Origin of the sequence: Bradyrhizobium sp. CCBAU 51765, from assembly GCF_015291725.1 — a bacterium.
GTDB lineage: Bacteria > Pseudomonadota > Alphaproteobacteria > Rhizobiales > Xanthobacteraceae > Bradyrhizobium > Bradyrhizobium liaoningense.
Genome location: NZ_CP030038.1, coordinates 4132483 through 4149928 on the forward strand (window position 1 = coordinate 4132483; position 17446 = coordinate 4149928).

The following is a 17446-nucleotide window of genomic DNA, read 5'->3' on the forward strand; positions in this document are numbered from 1 at the left end:
CAAATGATGACCAAAGCCATCCGCGTGCACAAGGTCGGAGGCCCCGAGGCCCTGGTCTATGAGAGCGTCGACGTGCCGGCGCCTGGGCCGGGCGAGGTGCGCATCCGCCAGCATGCAGTCGGCCTCAACTTCATCGACGTCTATTACCGCACCGGCCTCTACAAGGCGCCGGGTCTGCCCTTCATCGCGGGCAACGAGGCCTCGGGCGAGGTCGTCGCGGTCGGGCCGGGCGTCACGAATTTTCATCCCGGCGATCGCGTCGCCTATTATTACAATCTCGGCGCCTATACCGGCGAGCGCAACATCCCCTGGGAGAAGCTGGTCAAGCTGCCCGACCACATCACCTACGAGCAGGGCGCCGTGCTGATGCTGAAGGGGCTGACGGTCTGGTATCTCCTGCACAAGACGTTCAAGGTCGAGCCGCATCACCGCGTGCTGATTCATGCAGCCGCCGGCGGCATCGGCCTGCTTGCCTGCCAATGGGCGAGGGCGCTCGGCGCGCATGTCATCGGCACGGTCGGCTCGCGCGAGAAGGCCGAGCTTGCGGAGGCCAATGGCTGCGATCACGTCATCCTCTACAACGAGGAGGATTTCGTCGCCCGCGTGAAGCAGATCAGCCGCAACGAGGGCTGCGACGTCGTCTATGACGGCGTCGGCAAGGCCACCTTTCCGGGTTCGCTGTCCTGCCTGAAACCGCGCGGCATGTTCGTCTCCTTCGGCAATGCCTCGGGTCCGGTGCCGCCATTCTCGATCGCCGAGCTGAACAATCACGGCTCGCTGTTCGCGACGCGGCCCAAGCTCAACGACTATGTCGGCACACGCAAGGAGCTGCTGGAGGGCGCCGACACGCTGTTCGCCGCCGTCATCAACGGCAAGCTGCACGTGCCGATCAACCACGCCTATGCGCTCAAGGACGCCGCCAAGGCGCATATCGATCTCGAAAGCCGCAAGACCACGGGGGCTTCGATCCTGAAGCCGTAGGGCTTCCCCATCATTCGCTGCCGTGTCCCGGACAAGCTGCAATGCGCGAGCATTGCAGCGCCGAGCCGAGACCCATATGCGGCACATGATGCGGAGAGATTGGCCCCGGCTCTGCAGCGCACCACCGCCGAAGGGGCGCTGCGCTGTGTCCGGGGCACGAGGCCCTACGCCACCCGCCGTGCCGCGCCGGCCTTGGTCAGGATGCCGTCGAGGCAATCGATCATCTCGGCGATCTCTGCCTTCGTGACGTTGAGTGCCGGCATGAAGCGCAGCGTGTCGAGCTGCGGTGCGTTCAGGAGCACGCCGGCCTCGAACGCCTGCGCGACGATGCCCGGCGCGATCGGCAGCTTGAGATCGAGCGCGAGCAAGAGCCCACGTCCGCGTACGCCGCCGAGCCCGTGCCGGGCCGAGACTTTCTGCAACTCGCTTTCGAGCAGGAGGCCTGTCTCGGTGACCGCCTTCAGGAAGTCGGGCTTGCTGACCTCCTCGAGCACCGCGAGCCCCGCCGCGCACATGATCGGGTTGCCGTTGAACGTGCCGCCCTGGTCGCCGTGCTCGAAGCAGGAGGCGCGCTCGGTCGCCAGCAGCGCGGCGAGGGGTACGCCGCCGCCGATGCCCTTGCCGAGGGTCATGATGTCGGGCGCAATCCCGGTGTGCTCGTAGTGGAAGAGCTTGCCGGTCCGACCCATGCCGGTCTGGATCTCGTCGAAGATCAGCAGCAGGCCGTGCGCCTCGGTGAGCGCGCGCAGCTCCTGCAGGAACTGGTCTGTCGCGGGCCACACGCCGGATTCCCCCTGGATCGGCTCGAGCATGATGGCGACGGTGTTGTCGTTGATCAGCTTCTCGACCGAGGCGATGTCGTTGAGCTTGGCCTTCTTGAAGCCCGCGACCTTCGGCTCGAACAGCGGCTCGAATGCCTTCTTGCCCGAGGCCGACATCGTCGCCAGCGTGCGGCCGTGGAAGCCGCCCTCGAAGCTGATGATCTCGAACGCGCCGCCCTTGTGCACGCTGCCAAATTTGCGCGCGAGCTTGATCGCGCCTTCATTGGCCTCCGCGCCGGAACTGGCAAAAAACACCTGATCGAAAGCACTGTTCTCGACGAGTGCCTGCGCGAGTTTGAGGCTCGGCTCGTTGTAGAAGGCCGGGCTCGGCGTCAGCAGCCGCCTGGCTTGCGCACCAAGCGCGTCAGCGACCGCGGGCGGGGAGTGCCCGAGGCAGTTCACGGCCCAGCCCTGCACGAAATCGAGATAGCGCTTGCGGCTGTCGTCCCAGAGGTAGGAGCCGGCGCCGCGGACGAACACGGCCTTGGGCCGTGCGGTGATGTCCATCAGCGCGTCATACGGATGCGTGGTCATGTCGATCTCCTCTGGAGGCGGGTGGAAAACGGGCGCAAAAAGCAGAAAGGCCGCACCTTGCGGGTGCGGCCTTCTCGAAGACTTGAGCTGAATTCTAGTGGTTCAGCGGCGTCGTCGGACATGGCGCACCCTCTCATCGTCGCGGGAGCGACGACGGAGCATTGCGGTGCGCTGGTTGGTCCGGTTGATCATGGGGCGCGGCAATACATGCGAATGCCGGGGCTTGTCAAGCGGGCGTTTTGCCGAATACCCGCCTGGCGTGCATCGGTCAGGTCAGGTGGGCGGCTTCCTCGGCATCCTCGTCGCCCCAATCCGCGTCCGCAATCGCGGCGTCGATGAATTCGCCGCGCATCAGCTTGAGCGGCGAATTCCAGTACAGCGCGATGTTGTGGAACGGGTCGGTCAGCACCTTGAACGCCCATACCAGGCCGGTCGTGAGGTCGCGCGTGACGAAGAGCTGGAGCATGCGCGCCAGTCCGCCGCCGATGCCGATCGCGAGCCAGAGCGTGCCGACGTGCCGGACGAAGTCGAGGCGCCCGGCCGGCGGATCGAACAGTCCGAACAGCGTCGGAAAGGCGAACAGCACAAGCGGCGCACTGCCCCAGACCAGCAGCAGCACGATCTTGCGGGTCTGGTTGTAGCCGACCTTGACCGCTTCCTTGTACTCGTTGCTGACGCCGTTGACGGCGTCATAGCCGTTCGGCTCGAAGAAGAAATGACCGGTCTGCCGCGTCAGCATCGCAAGCCAGCCGACGATGCCGGCGAGCGCGGGGTCTATGAACAGCAGCGCGTAGCAGCACAGGAAGATCACGGCGCTGAAGAGGTGCAGCGTCTGGTTGACGGTGCTCTGGTGGTAGAAGCGGTAATCGTCGAAGCGCTGTGTGCGCAGCATACCCGAGAGGCTCATCTTCGTTCCTCGCTCGCGTTGAAAGCGCGGGCAGAGTTAGGCCGAGTCCGTGACCTCTGCGTGAATGCACTATAGTGTCACAATACGCGCTCCGCAGGCAATTTCGCGCGTCGCGCCGCGGCGGCCGAGACGACGAAGCGTGCGAGCGAGGCGATGCGATCGCCGGCGCGCGCATAGTCCGCTCCCGATACCGCTGGTTTCCCGCCATTTCATTGTCGCCCCGCAGAAACCATCGCGTCGCTGGCGCGTTTGTGATCGAGATACGCGACTTGGTTCGAACCGGACCCACGGCGGCTCAGACCAAGAGGGCGGGACCAACAGACAGTTTGCAGCCTTGTCCGACACGCCTTATCCGATCGATCTCGACAGCATTCGCGGCGCATTTCCGCCGGGGATCGAGACGCCGCGGCTGCTGGTCGACTTCGCCGGCTGGCTCGAGGGACGTCCCTGGGGCAGCGTCGGTTGTTTTGCGCTGCAAGGCCAGTTCGCAGATCATGCGCCGATCGTCGACGGCAGTCCCCTGCGCGACAGGTTCTCGCTGTTCATGCGATTGCCCGACGGGTCGGCCGTCGGCGGCTGGTATGGTGCCGGTCTCGACCGCGACGATCCGCCGATCGTGGGACTGGGGTCGGAGGGCGACTACGAGCTGCTTGCACCGAGCCTCGATGCTTTGCTCGGCAAGCTCACATCGCAGGCCTTCGACCGCGCCTGGAGCGATCTGCGGCCGCGTGAGGATGTCGCGTGTCAGACGGTCGAGCTTGCGCAATGGCTCGCCGGGCAGCCGGCTGGCGACAAGTCGACATCTGAAGAAGGTGCGCCGGATCTGCCCGACTTCCGCGGCTTTGTCGAAAAGTGGAGCAGGGATCGCGAGGACTATTGGGCCAATCACCGCTTGATGGCCGAACTCGGCTGGCGGCTTGCCGCGCATCTGCCCAAGGGCAAGACTCCCTGGGACAAGACGCATTTCGAGGTCGCGATCGTCGGCAAGCAGTACGAGGCGCGCGTCCTGTCGCGCGGGCCGCAGCCGTTCGGGGAAGCCGCCTCGATCGAATCCCTGCTGCGCGATCTGCGCGAGGACATGCGCCGCGCGCAACCCGAGCTCGGGCTATGGTATGCGATGAAGTTCGGCCTCTATGCCGACGGCCGCGTCATGCCGAGCTTCGAATACGATGTGCGCCCGACCATCGACGGCGAGCCGGCGCTGCTATCCGAAGCGAAGGCTGATCTCGCCCGCGCTCCGCGCCCGGAACGCTGGGTGCCGAAATGGCTGGCGGCATCCTGAAGCTCGGAATCCCGCGATCCTGCCGCCCAGCCGGCGTGCCCCAAATCTTCTGCTGTCGCACCATCCTGACCTCGCGGGAACAGCACCTTCGATCCCCCTTGACTTAGAGTGCGCTCGAAGGGGTATCTGTGCGTGCGTCAGTACGAGAACGGGCACACATGAAGATCGGCGACCTCGCAAAACGAACCGGCTTGTCGACTCACACGTTGCGTTACTATGAGCGCATCGGGCTGCTGCCATACGCTGACCGGGATCGCTCCGGCCAGCGTGACTTTGACGCATCGATCCTCACATGGATCACATTCATTGGTCGCCTCAAGACCACGGGAATGCCGATCCGGGACATGTTGCGTTACGCGGCGCTTCGCGACGAAGGCGAAGCCACCGGGCCCGCCCGGCGGCAGATGCTGGAAATCCACCGGGAACAGGTTCGCACGCAGATTGCCGAACTCCAGGAATGCCTGCTCGTCCTTGATACCAAGATCGCCGGCTATGCCGGCGATGAACAGAGGACGAAAGAAAATGACGCACGCCCAAACACAAGCCGAAAGCCGCTTCGATCGCGGTCAGCGGGCCCTGTCACGCATTGACGGCGGTGCCGGCGAAAAGGTCATCGCCTCGCTCGCCGACATAGCTCCGGATTTCGCGCGATACGTGATCGAGTTTCCGTTCGGCGACATTTACTGCCGCCCCGACCTCGGGCTGCGCGATCGAGAGATCGCGACGATCGCCGCGCTGACGGCGCTCGGAAATGCTGCGCCTCAGCTCAAAGTGCATCTCGAGGCGGGTTTGAACGTCGGGTTGTCTCGCGACGAGATCGTGGAGATCATCATGCAGATGGCCGTCTATGCGGGCTTCCCGGCCGCGCTGAACGGGCTGTTCGCCGCCAAGGAGGTGTTCGCCGCCTATGACGTACGGCAGGCGTCGGGAGAAGCGGCATGACCAACCGGCTCCAAACATTCTTTCTGCTCGGCAGCCTTGGCATTGCAGCTTCCCTCACGTGCCTTGCCCCGGCGCCGGTCCGCGCCGAGCACCAGTCGCCGGTGAAACTGTGGGACGGTTTCAAGTCGCCGACCGGCATTGCCGTCGGCGCCGATGGAACGGTCTATGTGTCCAACTGGAGCGGCGACACTGTCGAGCGGATCACGCCGGATGGCGGTCGATCCGTGTTCGCCGCTGCAATTTCGTCACCGGCGGGCCTTGCCATTGGTGCGGACGGCAGCTTCTACATCTCCTCCTACTCTGACGACTATATCGAGCGCGTCGCACCAGACGGCACCCGCGCGCGCGTTGCCAAGGATCTTGCCATGCCGGCCGGTATCGCACTCAGCCGAAATGGCAGGCTGCTCGTCACGAACCGGTCGTCAGGCGAGATTCTCAGCATTGACGTCGCCAGCGGCGACCGCAGGGTCGTCGCGCGTTCGCTGTCCTTGCCGGTGGGCGTGGTGGAGATGGCGGACGGCAGTCTGGTTGCCACACAATATGGCGGACGGCTGACGCGCGTTCTTCCGGATGGCAAGACCCAAGAACTTGGCGAGAGCTTCGATCGGCCTGGCGTAGGCATCGTGGCAGACGGGGCCGATGCAGTCCTTGCGATCGACAACGGGGCTGGCGTGGTGCGTCGCGTGTCGTTTGGCGGCTTGTCGCGAGTGGTCGTGAACGGCCTCGATGGCAGCGCCGTCGCGCTCGGCCGGATGGCGAATGGTGATCTGCTCGTTGGAACCTGGGGCGTCGGCGCCGTGTATCGCGCAACCCCATAGTACGGCGCGCCTAGGGCTGAACGCGGGCCGGTGGAATGCCTGAGGCGCGCGGGTCTTGCCCGCGTGCCGCGGCCGGAACGCTGGAATGGCTGGTTTGATTGAGCTGTGGCTCCAGCGACGCTAGCCAGCGGCTGCGCTTGCGTGCGCTTATTCTCGATAGGCCGTCATGCCGGGTGTCAACGCGCGGCCGGGACAAGCCCGGCCATGACGTCGTGGCAGCATTGGTGTACGCGAGTTCCTTCAGAACCCCGCAACGCTACCGTGCAGGTCGTAGGCGTCCGCGCGCTCGATCTTTGCGGTGACGATCTCGCCGACGCGCAAGGGGCGGCGGCTGGTCAGATAGACCGCGCCGTCGATCTCCGGCGCGTCGGCCTTGGAGCGACCCTTTGCAACGGTCGGGCCGACCTCGTCGATGATGATCTGCTGGCGCGTGCCGACCTTGCGCTTCAGCCGGCGTGCCGAGATCTTCTGCTGGCGCGCCATCAGCGCGTTGTAGCGCTCCTGCTTGACCTCTTCCGGCACTGGATTCTCGATCGCGTTCGAGGTGGCGCCGGCGACCGGCTCGTATTTGAAGCAGCCGAGGCGGTCGATCTCGGCCTCATCCAGCCAGTCGAGCAGGTAAGCAAAGTCTGCATCGGTCTCGCCGGGGAAGCCGACGATGAAGGTCGAACGCAGAGCGAGATCGGGGCATTCCTCGCGCCAGCGCTTGATCCGCGCCAGCGTCTTGTCCTGTGCCGCCGGACGCTTCATCGCCTTCAGCACCTCGGGGCTCGCATGCTGGAACGGGATGTCGAGATAGGGCAGCACCTTGCCCTCGTTCATCAGCGCGATGACCTCGTCGACATGCGGGTAGGGGTAGACATATTGCAGGCGGACCCAAGCCCCGAGCTCGCCGAGCTCGCGCGCGAGGTCGAGGAATTTGGCGCGGACCTGGCGGTCCTTCCACGGGCTCTCGGCATATTTGAGATCGACGCCATAGGCCGAGGTGTCCTGCGAGATCACCAGGAGCTCCTTGACGCCGGCGCCGACCAGCCGCTCGGCCTCGCGCAGTACGTCATTGGCCGGGCGCGAGACCAGGTCGCCGCGCAGCTTCGGGATGATGCAGAAGGTGCAGCGGTTGTTGCAGCCCTCGGAGATCTTCAAATAGGCGTAGTGGCGCGGCGTCAGCTTGATGCCCTGCGGAGGCACCAGGTCGACATGCGGATTGTGCGCCGGTGGCAGCGCGCGGTGCACGGCGTCGAGCACGCTCTCATATTGCTGCGGGCCGGTGATGGAGAGCACGCCCGGATAGGCCTGCTCGATCGCTTCCGGTTCGGCGCCCATGCAGCCTGTCACGATCACCTTGCCGTTCTCGGCCATGGCCTCGCCGATCGCCGAGAGCGACTCCTGCTTGGCGCTGTCGAGGAAGCCGCAGGTGTTGACGATGACGATGTCGGCCCCGTCATGCTTGCGGGCGAGCTCGTAGCCCTCGGCGCGCAGGCGCGTGATGATGCGCTCGGAATCCACCAATGCCTTGGGACACCCGAGCGACACGAAGCTGACCTTGGGCGCAGCCGCCTGATCCATATCTGATCTGCCTGATTGACCGGCCTGAGCTAGTCCCAATTGCCCATAATTACAACCCTTTGCAGGGCGTTCCGGCGTGCTATGGATGAATCAGCTGCCGTGAGTGAGCCATGAGCGCCGAACAGTCGCCCAAAATCGTGATCGTCGACGAAAGCCCTGTCAGGGCCGCGATCCTCGAGGAAGGGTTGCGGGACGCCGGATTCACCCAGGTCGTCCATATCAGCGAAATGCAGAGCCTGCTCGCCCGTATTTATGCGGTCGACCCCGACATCATCCTCATCGACCTGGAGAACCCCAGCCGCGACGTGCTGGAGGCGATGTTCCAGGTCAGCCGCGCCGTGAAGCGGCCGATCGCCATGTTTGTGGACCAGAGCGATTCAGCCTCGATCCAGGCCTCGGTCGAGGCGGGGGTGTCCGCCTATATCGTCGACGGCCTGAAGAAGGAGCGCATCAAGCCGATCCTCGACCTCTGCGTGTCCCGCTTCAACGCCTTCGCCAAGCTCCAGGAAGAGCTGGAGCGGACCAAGTCGCAGCTCGAGGACCGCAAGGTCATCGAGCGCGCCAAGGGCATTCTGATGAAAGTGAAGGGCCTGACCGAGGACGAGGCCTATGTGCTGCTGCGCTCCACCGCGATGCGCGAGAAGAAGAAAATCGGCGAGATCGCGCAGTCGATCATCACCGCGTCGGAGATGCTGAAATGACCGTTCCCCTCCGCATCGGGTTCATTCCGCTGGTCGATGCCGCCGCGCTGATCGTCGCCGTCGACAAGGGATTTGCCGCAGCCGAGGGGCTCGACGTCGAACTGGTGCGCGAGGTCTCCTGGTCGAACGTGCGCGACAAGCTCAATATCGGCCTGTTCGACGCGGCGCATCTGCTGGCGCCGGTGGCGATCGCGTCCTCGCTCGGGCTCGGTCACGTCAAGGTGCCGATCGCCGCGCCCTTCAACCTCGGCATCAACGGCAATGCCATCACGGTGTCGCCGGCGCTCCATGCCGCACTGATGGAGGAGATCGACGGCGATCGGTTTGACCCGATGGCGACCGCGAAGGCGCTGGCGAAGGTCGTTGCCATCAGGCGCAAGGCAGGGGCCGAGCCGCTGACCTTCGGCATGACCTTCCCGTTCTCCACCCACAATTATCAATTGCGGTTCTGGATGGCCGCGGCGGGCGTCGATCCCGACGAGGACGTGCGCCTCGTGGTGCTGCCGCCGCCCTATATGGTCGACAGCCTCAAGAACGGCCATGTCGATGCATTCTGCGTCGGCGCGCCCTGGAACTCGGTCGCGGTCGATCTGGGCATCGGTCACATCCTGCATTTCGTCTCCGACATCCTGGTCCGTGCGGCGGAGAAGGTGCTAGCGGTCCGCCAGGCCTGGGCCGACAAGAATCCGGACGTGGTCGCAGCCCTGGTGCGCGCGGCCGTGAAAGCCGCCGAGTTCATCGAGCATCCCGAGAACCGCACGGAGGCGGCGCAGATCCTGGCCCAGCCGGAGCGGATCGGCGTCGATGCCGAGGTCATCCAGCGCACCCTCACCGGACGCCTCAAGATCTCGCCCGACGGCACCTTTCGCGAAAGCGGCCGCTACCTCCTCGTCGGGCGCGAAGGGGCAGGGCGCCCCGATCCGGTCCAGGCCGCCTGGCTCTATGCCCAGATGGTGCGCTGGGGGCAGACGGCCCTGACCCCGGACGGCGTCAAGACGGCAATGGCGGTGTTCAGGCCCGACCTTTACGACGCAGCCCTGGGCAGCACGGCGCCCGTCGAAGCTCCAGCGGCGTTCGGCGCCTTCGCCGGGCCTGTGTTCGATCCCGACAACATCCGGGGGCATCTGGAAGCCTTCGAGGTCGGGCGCTGGAAGGCCTGATTCGGATCTGCTTCGTTTTCGAGCACGTAAGTTCGTTGGCTAATGTTTGGGCTGACTGCTCGAATTTCGGGAGAGCTCTCGGACCAGTATTTTCCGAAGCGTGTCATAATCACCTGATATCAATAGGTTTTTTATTTCGATCGAGCTGGCACGCAACTTGAATCTTGCACTGCGGCCAGCTTGTCATAGGTGCCTGCTGAGCCAAGTCCCACAGCAACGAAGCTGAATGGACCGTCGGGTTGCGAAGCGGGCTCTTGTGCCGGCCGAGTTTCCCGCGGGTCGCACAATTTCCGTCGAAGCCACTTTGGTGGCCGCAGGAGCTTCGTTACCGACCATGAAAATCGAAACGCTCTCAGTCGACTTCACCGACGAGCAGAAACGCTATCTCGAAGGCTTCACCACCGGCTTGCAGATCAGCCGGGTGGGCCGCGGTCTCGGCGCGGGGGCCGGCAAGGCGAATGCCGAGCCGACCGGTCCCGACGCCGTGCACATCAAGGCGCAGGACAAGGTCATCGCGTCCGGCAAGAAGCTCGCCGACCAGGAGAAGTTCAAGCGCGACGAGCATCCCTTCGATGCCTATCCGCGGCTGCGCCAGCAGGCGCACGACAACGCGCCACCGAGCCCGGCTGACAATTTTCGCTGGCGCTATTACGGAATCTTCTACGTCGCGCCGACGCAGGACTCCTACATGTGCCGCCTGCGTATTCCGAACGGCATCATGAAGCACTGGCAGCTGGCTGGCCTTGCCGATCTCGCCGACGAGCTCTGCGGCCCGTACAGCCACGTCACGACGCGCGCCAACCTCCAGCTGCGCGAGATTCCACCGAAGAACGCGGTGAAGCTGATCGAGGGCATCCAGGACCTCGGCCTGTGCTCGCGCGGCTCCGGCGCCGACAACATCCGCAACGTGACGGGAACGCCGACGGCCGGCATCGATCCGCAGGAAATCATCGACACGCGGCCCTATGCGCGCGAATGGCACTACCACATCCTCAACGACCGCTCGCTCTACGGCCTGCCGCGCAAGTTCAACGTCGCCTTCGACGGCGCCGGCCGGATCGCGGTGCTGGAAGAGACCAACGACATCGCGTTCACGGCCTATGAGGTGAAGGACGGTTTCGGCGTCGAGCCGGGCGTCTGGTTCCGCCTCGGCCTCGGCGGCATCACCGGCCACAAGGACTTTGCAAAATATTCCGGCATCATCGTCAAGCCGGAGCAGGCGACGGCCGTCGCCGACGCCATCGTGCGCGTGTTCATCGACCATGGCGACCGCACCAACCGCAACAAGGCGCGGCTGAAATACGTGCTCGACGCCATGGGCCATGACGGCTTTCTCAAGCTCGTTGAGGAGCGGCTGAAGGCACCATTCACGCGCGTGCCGGAAGAGGCGTTCGCGCCGCGGCCCGCCGCGGATCGCATGGCGCATGTCGGCGTGCACAAGCAGAAGCAGGAGGGCATCAACTGGATCGGCGTCTCGCTGACCCTCGGCAAGCTCAGCTCCGACCAGATGCGCGGCCTCGCCAAGGTCGCGCGGGATCTCGGTGACGGCGAGATCCGCCTCACGGTCTGGCAGAACCTCTTGATCCCGGGCGTGCGCGACGAGAATGTCGAGCTTGCGGTCGCGGCGATCAAGCAGATCGGGCTCGCCGTGGAAGCCTCGCATATCCGCGCCGGCCTGATCGCCTGCACCGGCAATGCCGGCTGCCGCTTCGCCGCGGCGAACACCAAGCGCCATGCCGCCGAGATCGGCGACTGGTGCGAGCCGCGCGTCGCGATGGACAAGCCGGTCAACATCCACGTCACCGGCTGTCATCATTCCTGCGCGCAGCATTACATCAGCGACATCGGCTTGATCGGCGCGCGTGTGCCGGTCGGCGAGGAAGACACGGTCGAAGGCTATCACCTCTTCACCGGCGGCGGCTTTGGTCCCGACGCCGATGTCGGGCAGGAGGTCTATCACGACCTCAAGGCCGAGGACGCGCCGAAGACGGTCGAACGACTGCTCAAGGCCTATATCGCCCATCGCTCGTCTCCCGACGAAACCTTCCTGTCTTTTGTGCGCCGCCATGACGGCGAAACGCTGCGCAAGCTTGCCGATGCACAGGTGTCCGCATGAACCAGATCACCCCTCCGCCCAAGCTCGACATCATCCCACCCAGCGCGCCGTTCTCCGACGCGCAGCGCTCCTGGCTGAACGGCTTCTTCGCCGGCCTGCTTTCGCCCGACGTCGCAACTCCATTGTCGGCGGAGCAGGGCGCGGCCGTCATGCAAGCCGGTGACGGCGACGATGGCGAGGCGCCGTGGCACGACCAGACCATGCCGATTGCCGAGCGGATGAAGCTCGCCGAGGGACGACCCCTGCGCCGCAAGATGATGGCGGCGATGGCGCAGCAGGACTGCGGCCAGTGCGGCTACAATTGCCACGATTATTCGGAGGCGATCGCGGGCCGCAGCGAAGCGCGGCTCAACCTCTGCGTTCCCGGCGGCAAGGAAACCGCGCGGATGCTGAAGTCGCTGTACGAGGAGCTCGACAAGGCCCCGGTGGCCAAAGCGGCGGACAAGCCGGACGCGGCGGCACCCGCCGTGACCGTGACGATCGCAGAGCCAGGCCGTTCGCGCGACAACCCTGTGACCGCAACCTTCCTGTCACGCCGCCTTCTCAACAAGGGCAAGTCGGAGAAGGAGACCTATCACGTCGAGTTCGATCTCTCCGAGAGCAAGCTCGACTACGTCGTCGGCGATTCCTTCGGCGTGTTCGCGCGCAACGATGTCGGCCTCGTCGACCAGATCATCGCGCTGCTCGGCGCCTCCCACACGACGAGGGTCAATGGCAAGACGCTGCGCGAGGTGCTGATCGACGACGTCTCGCTGTCGCCGGCACCCGACACGCTGTTCGAGCTGATCTCCTTCATCACCGGCGGCGCGGCGCGCGAGAAGGCGCGGGCGCTGGCGCAGGGCGAGGATCCCGACGGCGATGCTGCCACCCTCGACGTCATGGCGGCGCTGCAGAAGTTTTCGGGCACGCGGCCGCACCCCGAAGCCTTCGTCGAGGCGCTGGAGCCGCTGCAGCCGCGGCTCTATTCGATCTCGTCCTCGCACAATGCCACGCCCGGAAGGCTGTCGCTGACGGTGGACTCCGTGCGCTACGTCGTCGGCAAGCGCAAGCGGCTCGGCGTCGCCTCGACCTTCCTCGGCGAGCGCATCAATGACGGCGACAAGCTCAAGGTCTACGTGCAGAAGGCGCACGGTTTCGGCCTGCCGCAGGACCCGAAGACGCCCATCATCATGATCGGCCCCGGCACCGGCATCGCGCCGTTCCGCGCCTTCCTGCTCGACCGCAAGGCGACCGGTGTACCCGGCAAGAACTGGCTGTTCTTCGGCCATCAGCGCAGCGATTGTGACTTCTTCTACCAGGACGAGCTCAACGCCATGAAGACATCGGGCGTGCTCACGCGCCTGTCGCTCGCCTGGTCGCGCGACGGCGAGAAGAAGTTCTATGTGCAGGACCGCATGCGCGAGGTCGGCCGCGAATTGTGGACCTGGCTTGCCGACGGCGCGCATTTCTACATCTGCGGCGATGCCAAGCGCATGGCCAAGGACGTCGAGCGCGCGCTGGTCGACATCGTCGCACAGTTCGGTGCGCGTTCGACCGACGAGGCCGTCAGTTTCGTCGCCGAGCTGAAGAAGACCGGCCGCTTCCAGGCGGATGTGTACTGACCGCTGCGCTCACTGTTATCCGAGCCGGTTCCGACTGGCTCGGATTTGAACGAATAAGATTCTCGGAACCTGGGCCCCAAGAGAATTTACGTCTGCGAGACGGCCGCCTCGGAGGAGGCGCATCGCTATTTTTGCCACCATCTTGCCTCCCGCCCTGGTTGATCCCTCATACTCCCGCAAATGGGGCGTTGGAGATCGACCATGCGCGAACTATCGGCGGAAGCCAGGCTGCACTTCTACGCGCGCTCGCTCTCGCGGCAGACCCGGGCGAACGCCCATCATCTGGCGCTCTACAGCGCGTTTGCGGTCATCGCGGCGATCGTGTTCGGCACGCTCTCAGTGCATCCGTTTTAGAGTTCTCGCAAGGTGGCAAAAGCGCGCTCTTCGCGCCGTGCCCATCAGCGCTCAACGATCTCAATCTTGATGGTGGGCAGGCTTCGCTTTGCCCACCCTACGCACTAATTCGCCCTACGAACAAGCCTCACCCGCGCTTGAACGGCGCAACCTCGATCCCTGCAGCCTTCAACGCCTGACGCACACCGCGCGCGATGTCGACGGCGCCGTGCGTGTCGCCGTGGATGCACACCGTGTCCGTGCGCATCTTGATGACCTTGCCGGTGACTGAGACGACCGCGCCGTCCTGCACCATCCGCACCACGCGGTCCGCGATGGCCTTGGCATCGTGCAACACCGCGCCGGGCTTCTTGCGCGAGACGAGGTTGCCGTCGTCCTCATAGGCGCGATCGGCGAACACCTCGTGCACCATCGGCAGATTGGCCGCCTCGCCGGCCTTCACCAGCTTGGAATTGGCGAGCACGACGAAGATCAGGCTGGGATCGACCGCCTTGATGCCGGCGGCAATCGCCTTCGCGGTCATGTCGTCCTCGCAGGCGACATTGGAGAGCGCACCATGCGCCTTCACATGCGTGACCTTGTGGCCGGCGGCGGTCGCGATCGCCTGCAGCGCGCCGATCTGGTAGGCGACGAGGTTCTCGATCTCGGAAGCCTTCAGGCCCGCGATCGGATGGCGGCCGAAGCCGTGCAGGTCGCGATAGCCGGGATGCGCGCCGACCGAGACGCCGCGCGCTTTCGCCAGCTCCACCGTCCGGCGCATGATGTCGGGGTCGCCGGCATGGAAGCCGCAGGCGACATTGACCGAGCTTGCGAGCTCGATCATCGCGGCGTCGTTGCCCATCTCCCACGCGCCGAAACCTTCGCCGAGATCGCAATTGAGATCGACTGTCTTCATGGGTGCTCTCCGCCTCTGGTCTTCGTTGTGGCTTACGGCTCGGCCGTGACCTGCCAGGTCCCGGCATCGACCGCGCTGACCGCATAGCCCGCCACGTTAGCATCGCTGAGCGCCGCGATGTTGAGCGCGACGGTGTCGGAGGAGCGCAGCCGATCGGGCAGGCTGCGGATCAACCGTGCAAACTTGCGCGCCTCGTCCTGCGCCTCGGCCATGCTGACGGCCTTGAAGCGGAACGCGGTTCCCGCCGAGGTCTGGGCGAGGCGGCCGACATCGGCCGTAATCACGGTTGCGATCTTCGGATAGCCGCCGGAGGTGCCGCGATCCATCATCAGTGCGATCGGCGCGCCGTTGCCGGGCACCTGGATGCTGCCGTTGACGGTGCCGTCGGAGACGATGTTGTGGCCGTGCAGATGCTTGATCGCGGGGCCTTCGAGCCGGTAGCCCATGCGGTCGGAAGTTGCCGAGATCTTCCACTCGCTGTTCAGGAACAGCGCCTTGTTGGCCTCGTCGAACTCGTCGTCCTGCGGGCCCAGCAGGACCCGGATCGGACCTGTCGCAGGCTTCGGCAATTCGATGCGTCGCTCCGGCGTACCGCTCGCAGCATCGACGCTGAACTCGTCGCCGGCCTGGAGCGGGCGCGGGTAGGGGCTGCCGAGGCCCGCGCGGGCATTGACTGCGAGACTGCCGAATACCAGCTCGCCCTTGATGCCGCCCTCGATCGCGAGATAGGTGAAGGCGCCGCCGCGGGCAAAACCGAGCGTCAGGGTCTCGCCGTCCTTCAGCGTCACCGATGTGTCCATCGCGACCGGGGTCCCGGCGATGTCCGCATTGCGCGGCGCGCCTGATATCGCGATGCGGACGGCGCCGTCGCGGGCAGTGAAGGAGGCGCCGAACGGGCCGATCTCCACGGCTGCCGCGAAAGGCTCGTTGCCGACCAGCGTGTTCGCCGCCGCGAGCGACAGGCGGTCCATCGCCCCGCTGACCGTCAAGCCGTAGCGCTGTGCGCCGAAACGGCCGCCATCCTGGACCGAGCTCGCAGGGCCGATGCTGGCGACGACCAGGCGGCTCATGCGTCCACCTGCTCGGCGACGATCTCGCCGGCTTCCGCGGCGCGGTCCAGGTCCGCGAACGTCTTGTGGTCGATGGCGAAGAACGTCACGCGATCGCCGGGCTCAGTGAGGAAGGTCGGATTGCGGTGGAGCTGATAGGTTCGCACCGGCGTGCGGCCGAGCAGATGCCAGCCGCTCGGCGCGGCGAGGCACTGGATCCCGGCCTGGATGCCGCCGATCGAGATCGTGCCGGCCGGCGTCAGCAGCCGCGGATTCTGCCGCCGCGACATGTGCAGCGATTTGTCGAGGCCGCTGAGATAGGACCAGCCCGGCGTGAAGCCGATCATGGCGACCTTGTAGTCGCCGCCCGCATGTCGGGCGATGATGTCGTCGGGCGTGGTGTTGAGCGCCTTCGCGACATCCTCGAGGTCGATGCCATGCTCGCCGCCATAGGCGACTGGAATGCGCCAGCGGCGCGCCTTGGTGACCGGCGGCAACGGCCGGGTGGCGATCGGGAGGATCTTTTCGCCGAGCGCGTCGAAACCGATCTTTTCGGGGTCGTAGTGCACCAGCAGCGAGCGATAGGTCGGCACGGTCTCGGTGATGCCGTCGATGGGGCTCGCTGCGAGCGCCTTGTCGAGCGCCAGCACGCGCTGGTTGGCGTCCTCGTCGATCGTGCGGCTGAACTCGACCGTGACGGCGCTGTCGCCACTGGGCAGAAGGCGGGGCGGGGGAAGCGTCGCGGCCATTGAGCTGTCGAAGAGCTGTCGAAATCGGACTTTTGGAAGTGCGCGGGCTCGACGTTGAGTTCCGCGTCACCCTGCTTCGCGTAAATGCGCCCGCAAGTCCAATAAATTAATGCAGGGGGAGCCGATAAAGCCTTGTTATCGCGTCGCATAACAGCTCGGCGGCCCTGCGTAATTGGGACCCTCTTGGCCCTTGACGCAAGGGCTGCGGCTCGCAAGATGCGCGCGTTCTTTCCCGCCTATCCGGAGCTCGTTCTCGTCCATGTCGCTGTCCCCCGAAGCCCGCAAGACCCTCGCCGGCATCACCACCGCCACGATCACCACGGTCCTGCTGAAAAAGGGGCTGCGCAATGTGTGGATGCGCGGAGCCCGGCCGCTCCGCCCGGGTCTGCCGCGCCTGGTGGGTCCGGCCTTCACCCTGCGCTTCGTGCCGGCGCGTGAGGATCTGGCGACGCCGGAATCCTGGTCGTCGCCGATCTCGACCCGCACCGCGATCGAGGCGATGCCGGAAGGATGCATCGCCGTGGTCGACGCCATGGGCATCACCGATGCCGGCATCTTCGGCGACATCCTGTGCGCGCGCATGGTCAAGCGCGGCGTCACCGCGCTGGTCACCGATGGCGTCGTGCGCGACGTCGAGGGCGTGCTCGGCACCAATCTTCCTGTATGGTGCGACGGCTATGCCGCGCCGCCTTCCGTTGCGGGCCTCACCTTCGTCGGCTGGGGCGAGCCGATCGGCTGCGGCGGCGTTGCCGTTTTCCCGAACGACATCGTCGTCGCCGATCAGGACGGCTGCGTCCTGATCCCGCAGGCGATGCTCGATCACGTCCTCGCCGAGGGCGTCGAGCAGGAGCGGATGGAGGCCTGGATCGTCAACGAGGTGAACAACGGCGCGGTGCTGCCGGGCCTCTACCCCATGAATGCCGAAACCAAGGCGCGCTACGCCGCGAGCAAGAAGTAACCGGGAAGAAGA

The 17446-nt window shown here is 65.4% G+C and carries 17 protein-coding genes; 11 read left to right on the top strand and 6 right to left on the bottom strand.

What is annotated here, in order from left to right; genetic code table 11:
- Nucleotides 1-6: 6 nt before the first annotated feature.
- Entirely contained in the window at nucleotides 7-981 is a 975-nt protein-coding gene (locus XH96_RS19870; protein WP_194394186.1) for a quinone oxidoreductase, read from the top strand.
- A 164-nt stretch (nucleotides 982-1145) separates the two neighbouring features.
- On the opposite strand, the gene XH96_RS19875 is transcribed toward XH96_RS19870, so the two are convergent.
- Entirely contained in the window at nucleotides 1146-2336 is a 1191-nt protein-coding gene (locus tag XH96_RS19875) for an acetylornithine transaminase (RefSeq protein ID WP_194393913.1), read from the bottom strand.
- Between the two features lie 268 nt (nucleotides 2337-2604).
- Nucleotides 2605-3243: a hypothetical protein gene (locus XH96_RS19880; protein ID WP_194393914.1), complete on the bottom strand. Its 639-nt coding sequence runs from the start codon at nucleotides 3241-3243 to the stop codon at nucleotides 2605-2607.
- 334 nt (nucleotides 3244-3577) lie between these two features.
- On the opposite strand from XH96_RS19880, the gene XH96_RS19885 reads away from it, so the two are divergent.
- The 4 genes from XH96_RS19885 to XH96_RS19900 all read left to right on the top strand — a co-directional run bounded on the left by XH96_RS19885 (nucleotide 3578) and on the right by XH96_RS19900 (nucleotide 6285).
- Nucleotides 3578-4525: a hypothetical protein gene (locus XH96_RS19885; protein ID WP_194393915.1), complete on the top strand. Its 948-nt coding sequence runs from the start codon at nucleotides 3578-3580 to the stop codon at nucleotides 4523-4525.
- 158 nt (nucleotides 4526-4683) lie between these two features.
- Nucleotides 4684-5115: a MerR family transcriptional regulator gene (locus tag XH96_RS19890; protein ID WP_194393916.1), complete on the top strand. Its 432-nt coding sequence runs from the start codon at nucleotides 4684-4686 to the stop codon at nucleotides 5113-5115.
- Entirely contained in the window at nucleotides 5048-5467 is a 420-nt protein-coding gene (locus tag XH96_RS19895) for a carboxymuconolactone decarboxylase family protein (protein WP_194394187.1), read from the top strand. The genes XH96_RS19890 and XH96_RS19895 overlap by 68 nt, the downstream gene beginning before the upstream one ends.
- A complete protein-coding gene (locus tag XH96_RS19900; protein WP_210337897.1) occupies nucleotides 5464-6285 on the top strand; it encodes a hypothetical protein in 822 nt (273 codons plus the stop codon). Before XH96_RS19895 ends, XH96_RS19900 begins: the two co-directional genes overlap by 4 nt.
- A 240-nt stretch (nucleotides 6286-6525) precedes the next feature.
- Here XH96_RS19900 and rimO read toward each other — a convergent pair whose 3' ends face one another.
- Entirely contained in the window at nucleotides 6526-7851 is a 1326-nt protein-coding gene (gene rimO, locus XH96_RS19905; protein ID WP_194393917.1) for a 30S ribosomal protein S12 methylthiotransferase RimO, read from the bottom strand.
- 110 nt (nucleotides 7852-7961) lie between these two features.
- Between rimO and XH96_RS19910 the strand changes: the two genes are divergently transcribed.
- From XH96_RS19910 to XH96_RS19930, 5 genes are all read left to right on the top strand, one after another.
- Nucleotides 7962-8552, top strand: a complete 591-nt coding sequence (locus XH96_RS19910; protein ID WP_061881694.1) for an ANTAR domain-containing response regulator — start codon at nucleotides 7962-7964, stop codon at nucleotides 8550-8552.
- Complete coding sequence (locus tag XH96_RS19915; RefSeq protein ID WP_194393918.1) at nucleotides 8549-9712, top strand: CmpA/NrtA family ABC transporter substrate-binding protein; 1164 nt, start codon at nucleotides 8549-8551, stop codon at nucleotides 9710-9712. Before XH96_RS19910 ends, XH96_RS19915 begins: the two co-directional genes overlap by 4 nt.
- A 334-nt stretch (nucleotides 9713-10046) precedes the next feature.
- Nucleotides 10047-11828 (top strand): NirA family protein, encoded by a 1782-nt coding sequence (locus XH96_RS19920; protein WP_194393919.1) that lies wholly within the window; start codon nucleotides 10047-10049, stop codon nucleotides 11826-11828.
- On the top strand, nucleotides 11825-13429 hold the full coding sequence (locus XH96_RS19925) for a sulfite reductase subunit alpha (protein ID WP_194393920.1): 1605 nt from the start codon (nucleotides 11825-11827) through the stop codon (nucleotides 13427-13429). The genes XH96_RS19920 and XH96_RS19925 overlap by 4 nt, the downstream gene beginning before the upstream one ends.
- A 201-nt stretch (nucleotides 13430-13630) precedes the next feature.
- Nucleotides 13631-13783: a hypothetical protein gene (locus XH96_RS19930; RefSeq protein WP_035677849.1), complete on the top strand. Its 153-nt coding sequence runs from the start codon at nucleotides 13631-13633 to the stop codon at nucleotides 13781-13783.
- A gap of 127 nt (nucleotides 13784-13910) precedes the next feature.
- On the opposite strand, the gene XH96_RS19935 is transcribed toward XH96_RS19930, so the two are convergent.
- From XH96_RS19935 to pxpB, 3 genes are read right to left on the bottom strand one after another with little or no spacing between them, the layout of a single operon-like run.
- Nucleotides 13911-14678 (bottom strand): LamB/YcsF family protein, encoded by a 768-nt coding sequence (locus tag XH96_RS19935; RefSeq protein ID WP_194393921.1) that lies wholly within the window; start codon nucleotides 14676-14678, stop codon nucleotides 13911-13913.
- Between the two features lie 32 nt (nucleotides 14679-14710).
- The gene (locus tag XH96_RS19940; RefSeq protein ID WP_194393922.1) at nucleotides 14711-15748 is read right to left on the bottom strand and encodes a biotin-dependent carboxyltransferase family protein; all 1038 of its coding nucleotides are present in this window, start codon (nucleotides 15746-15748) and stop codon (nucleotides 14711-14713) included.
- The gene (gene pxpB, locus XH96_RS19945) at nucleotides 15745-16476 is read right to left on the bottom strand and encodes a 5-oxoprolinase subunit PxpB (protein ID WP_194393923.1); all 732 of its coding nucleotides are present in this window, start codon (nucleotides 16474-16476) and stop codon (nucleotides 15745-15747) included. Before pxpB ends, XH96_RS19940 begins: the two co-directional genes overlap by 4 nt.
- A gap of 259 nt (nucleotides 16477-16735) precedes the next feature.
- Between pxpB and XH96_RS19950 the strand changes: the two genes are divergently transcribed.
- Complete coding sequence (locus tag XH96_RS19950; protein ID WP_027550912.1) at nucleotides 16736-17434, top strand: ribonuclease activity regulator RraA; 699 nt, start codon at nucleotides 16736-16738, stop codon at nucleotides 17432-17434.
- Nucleotides 17435-17446 lie beyond the last annotated feature (12 nt).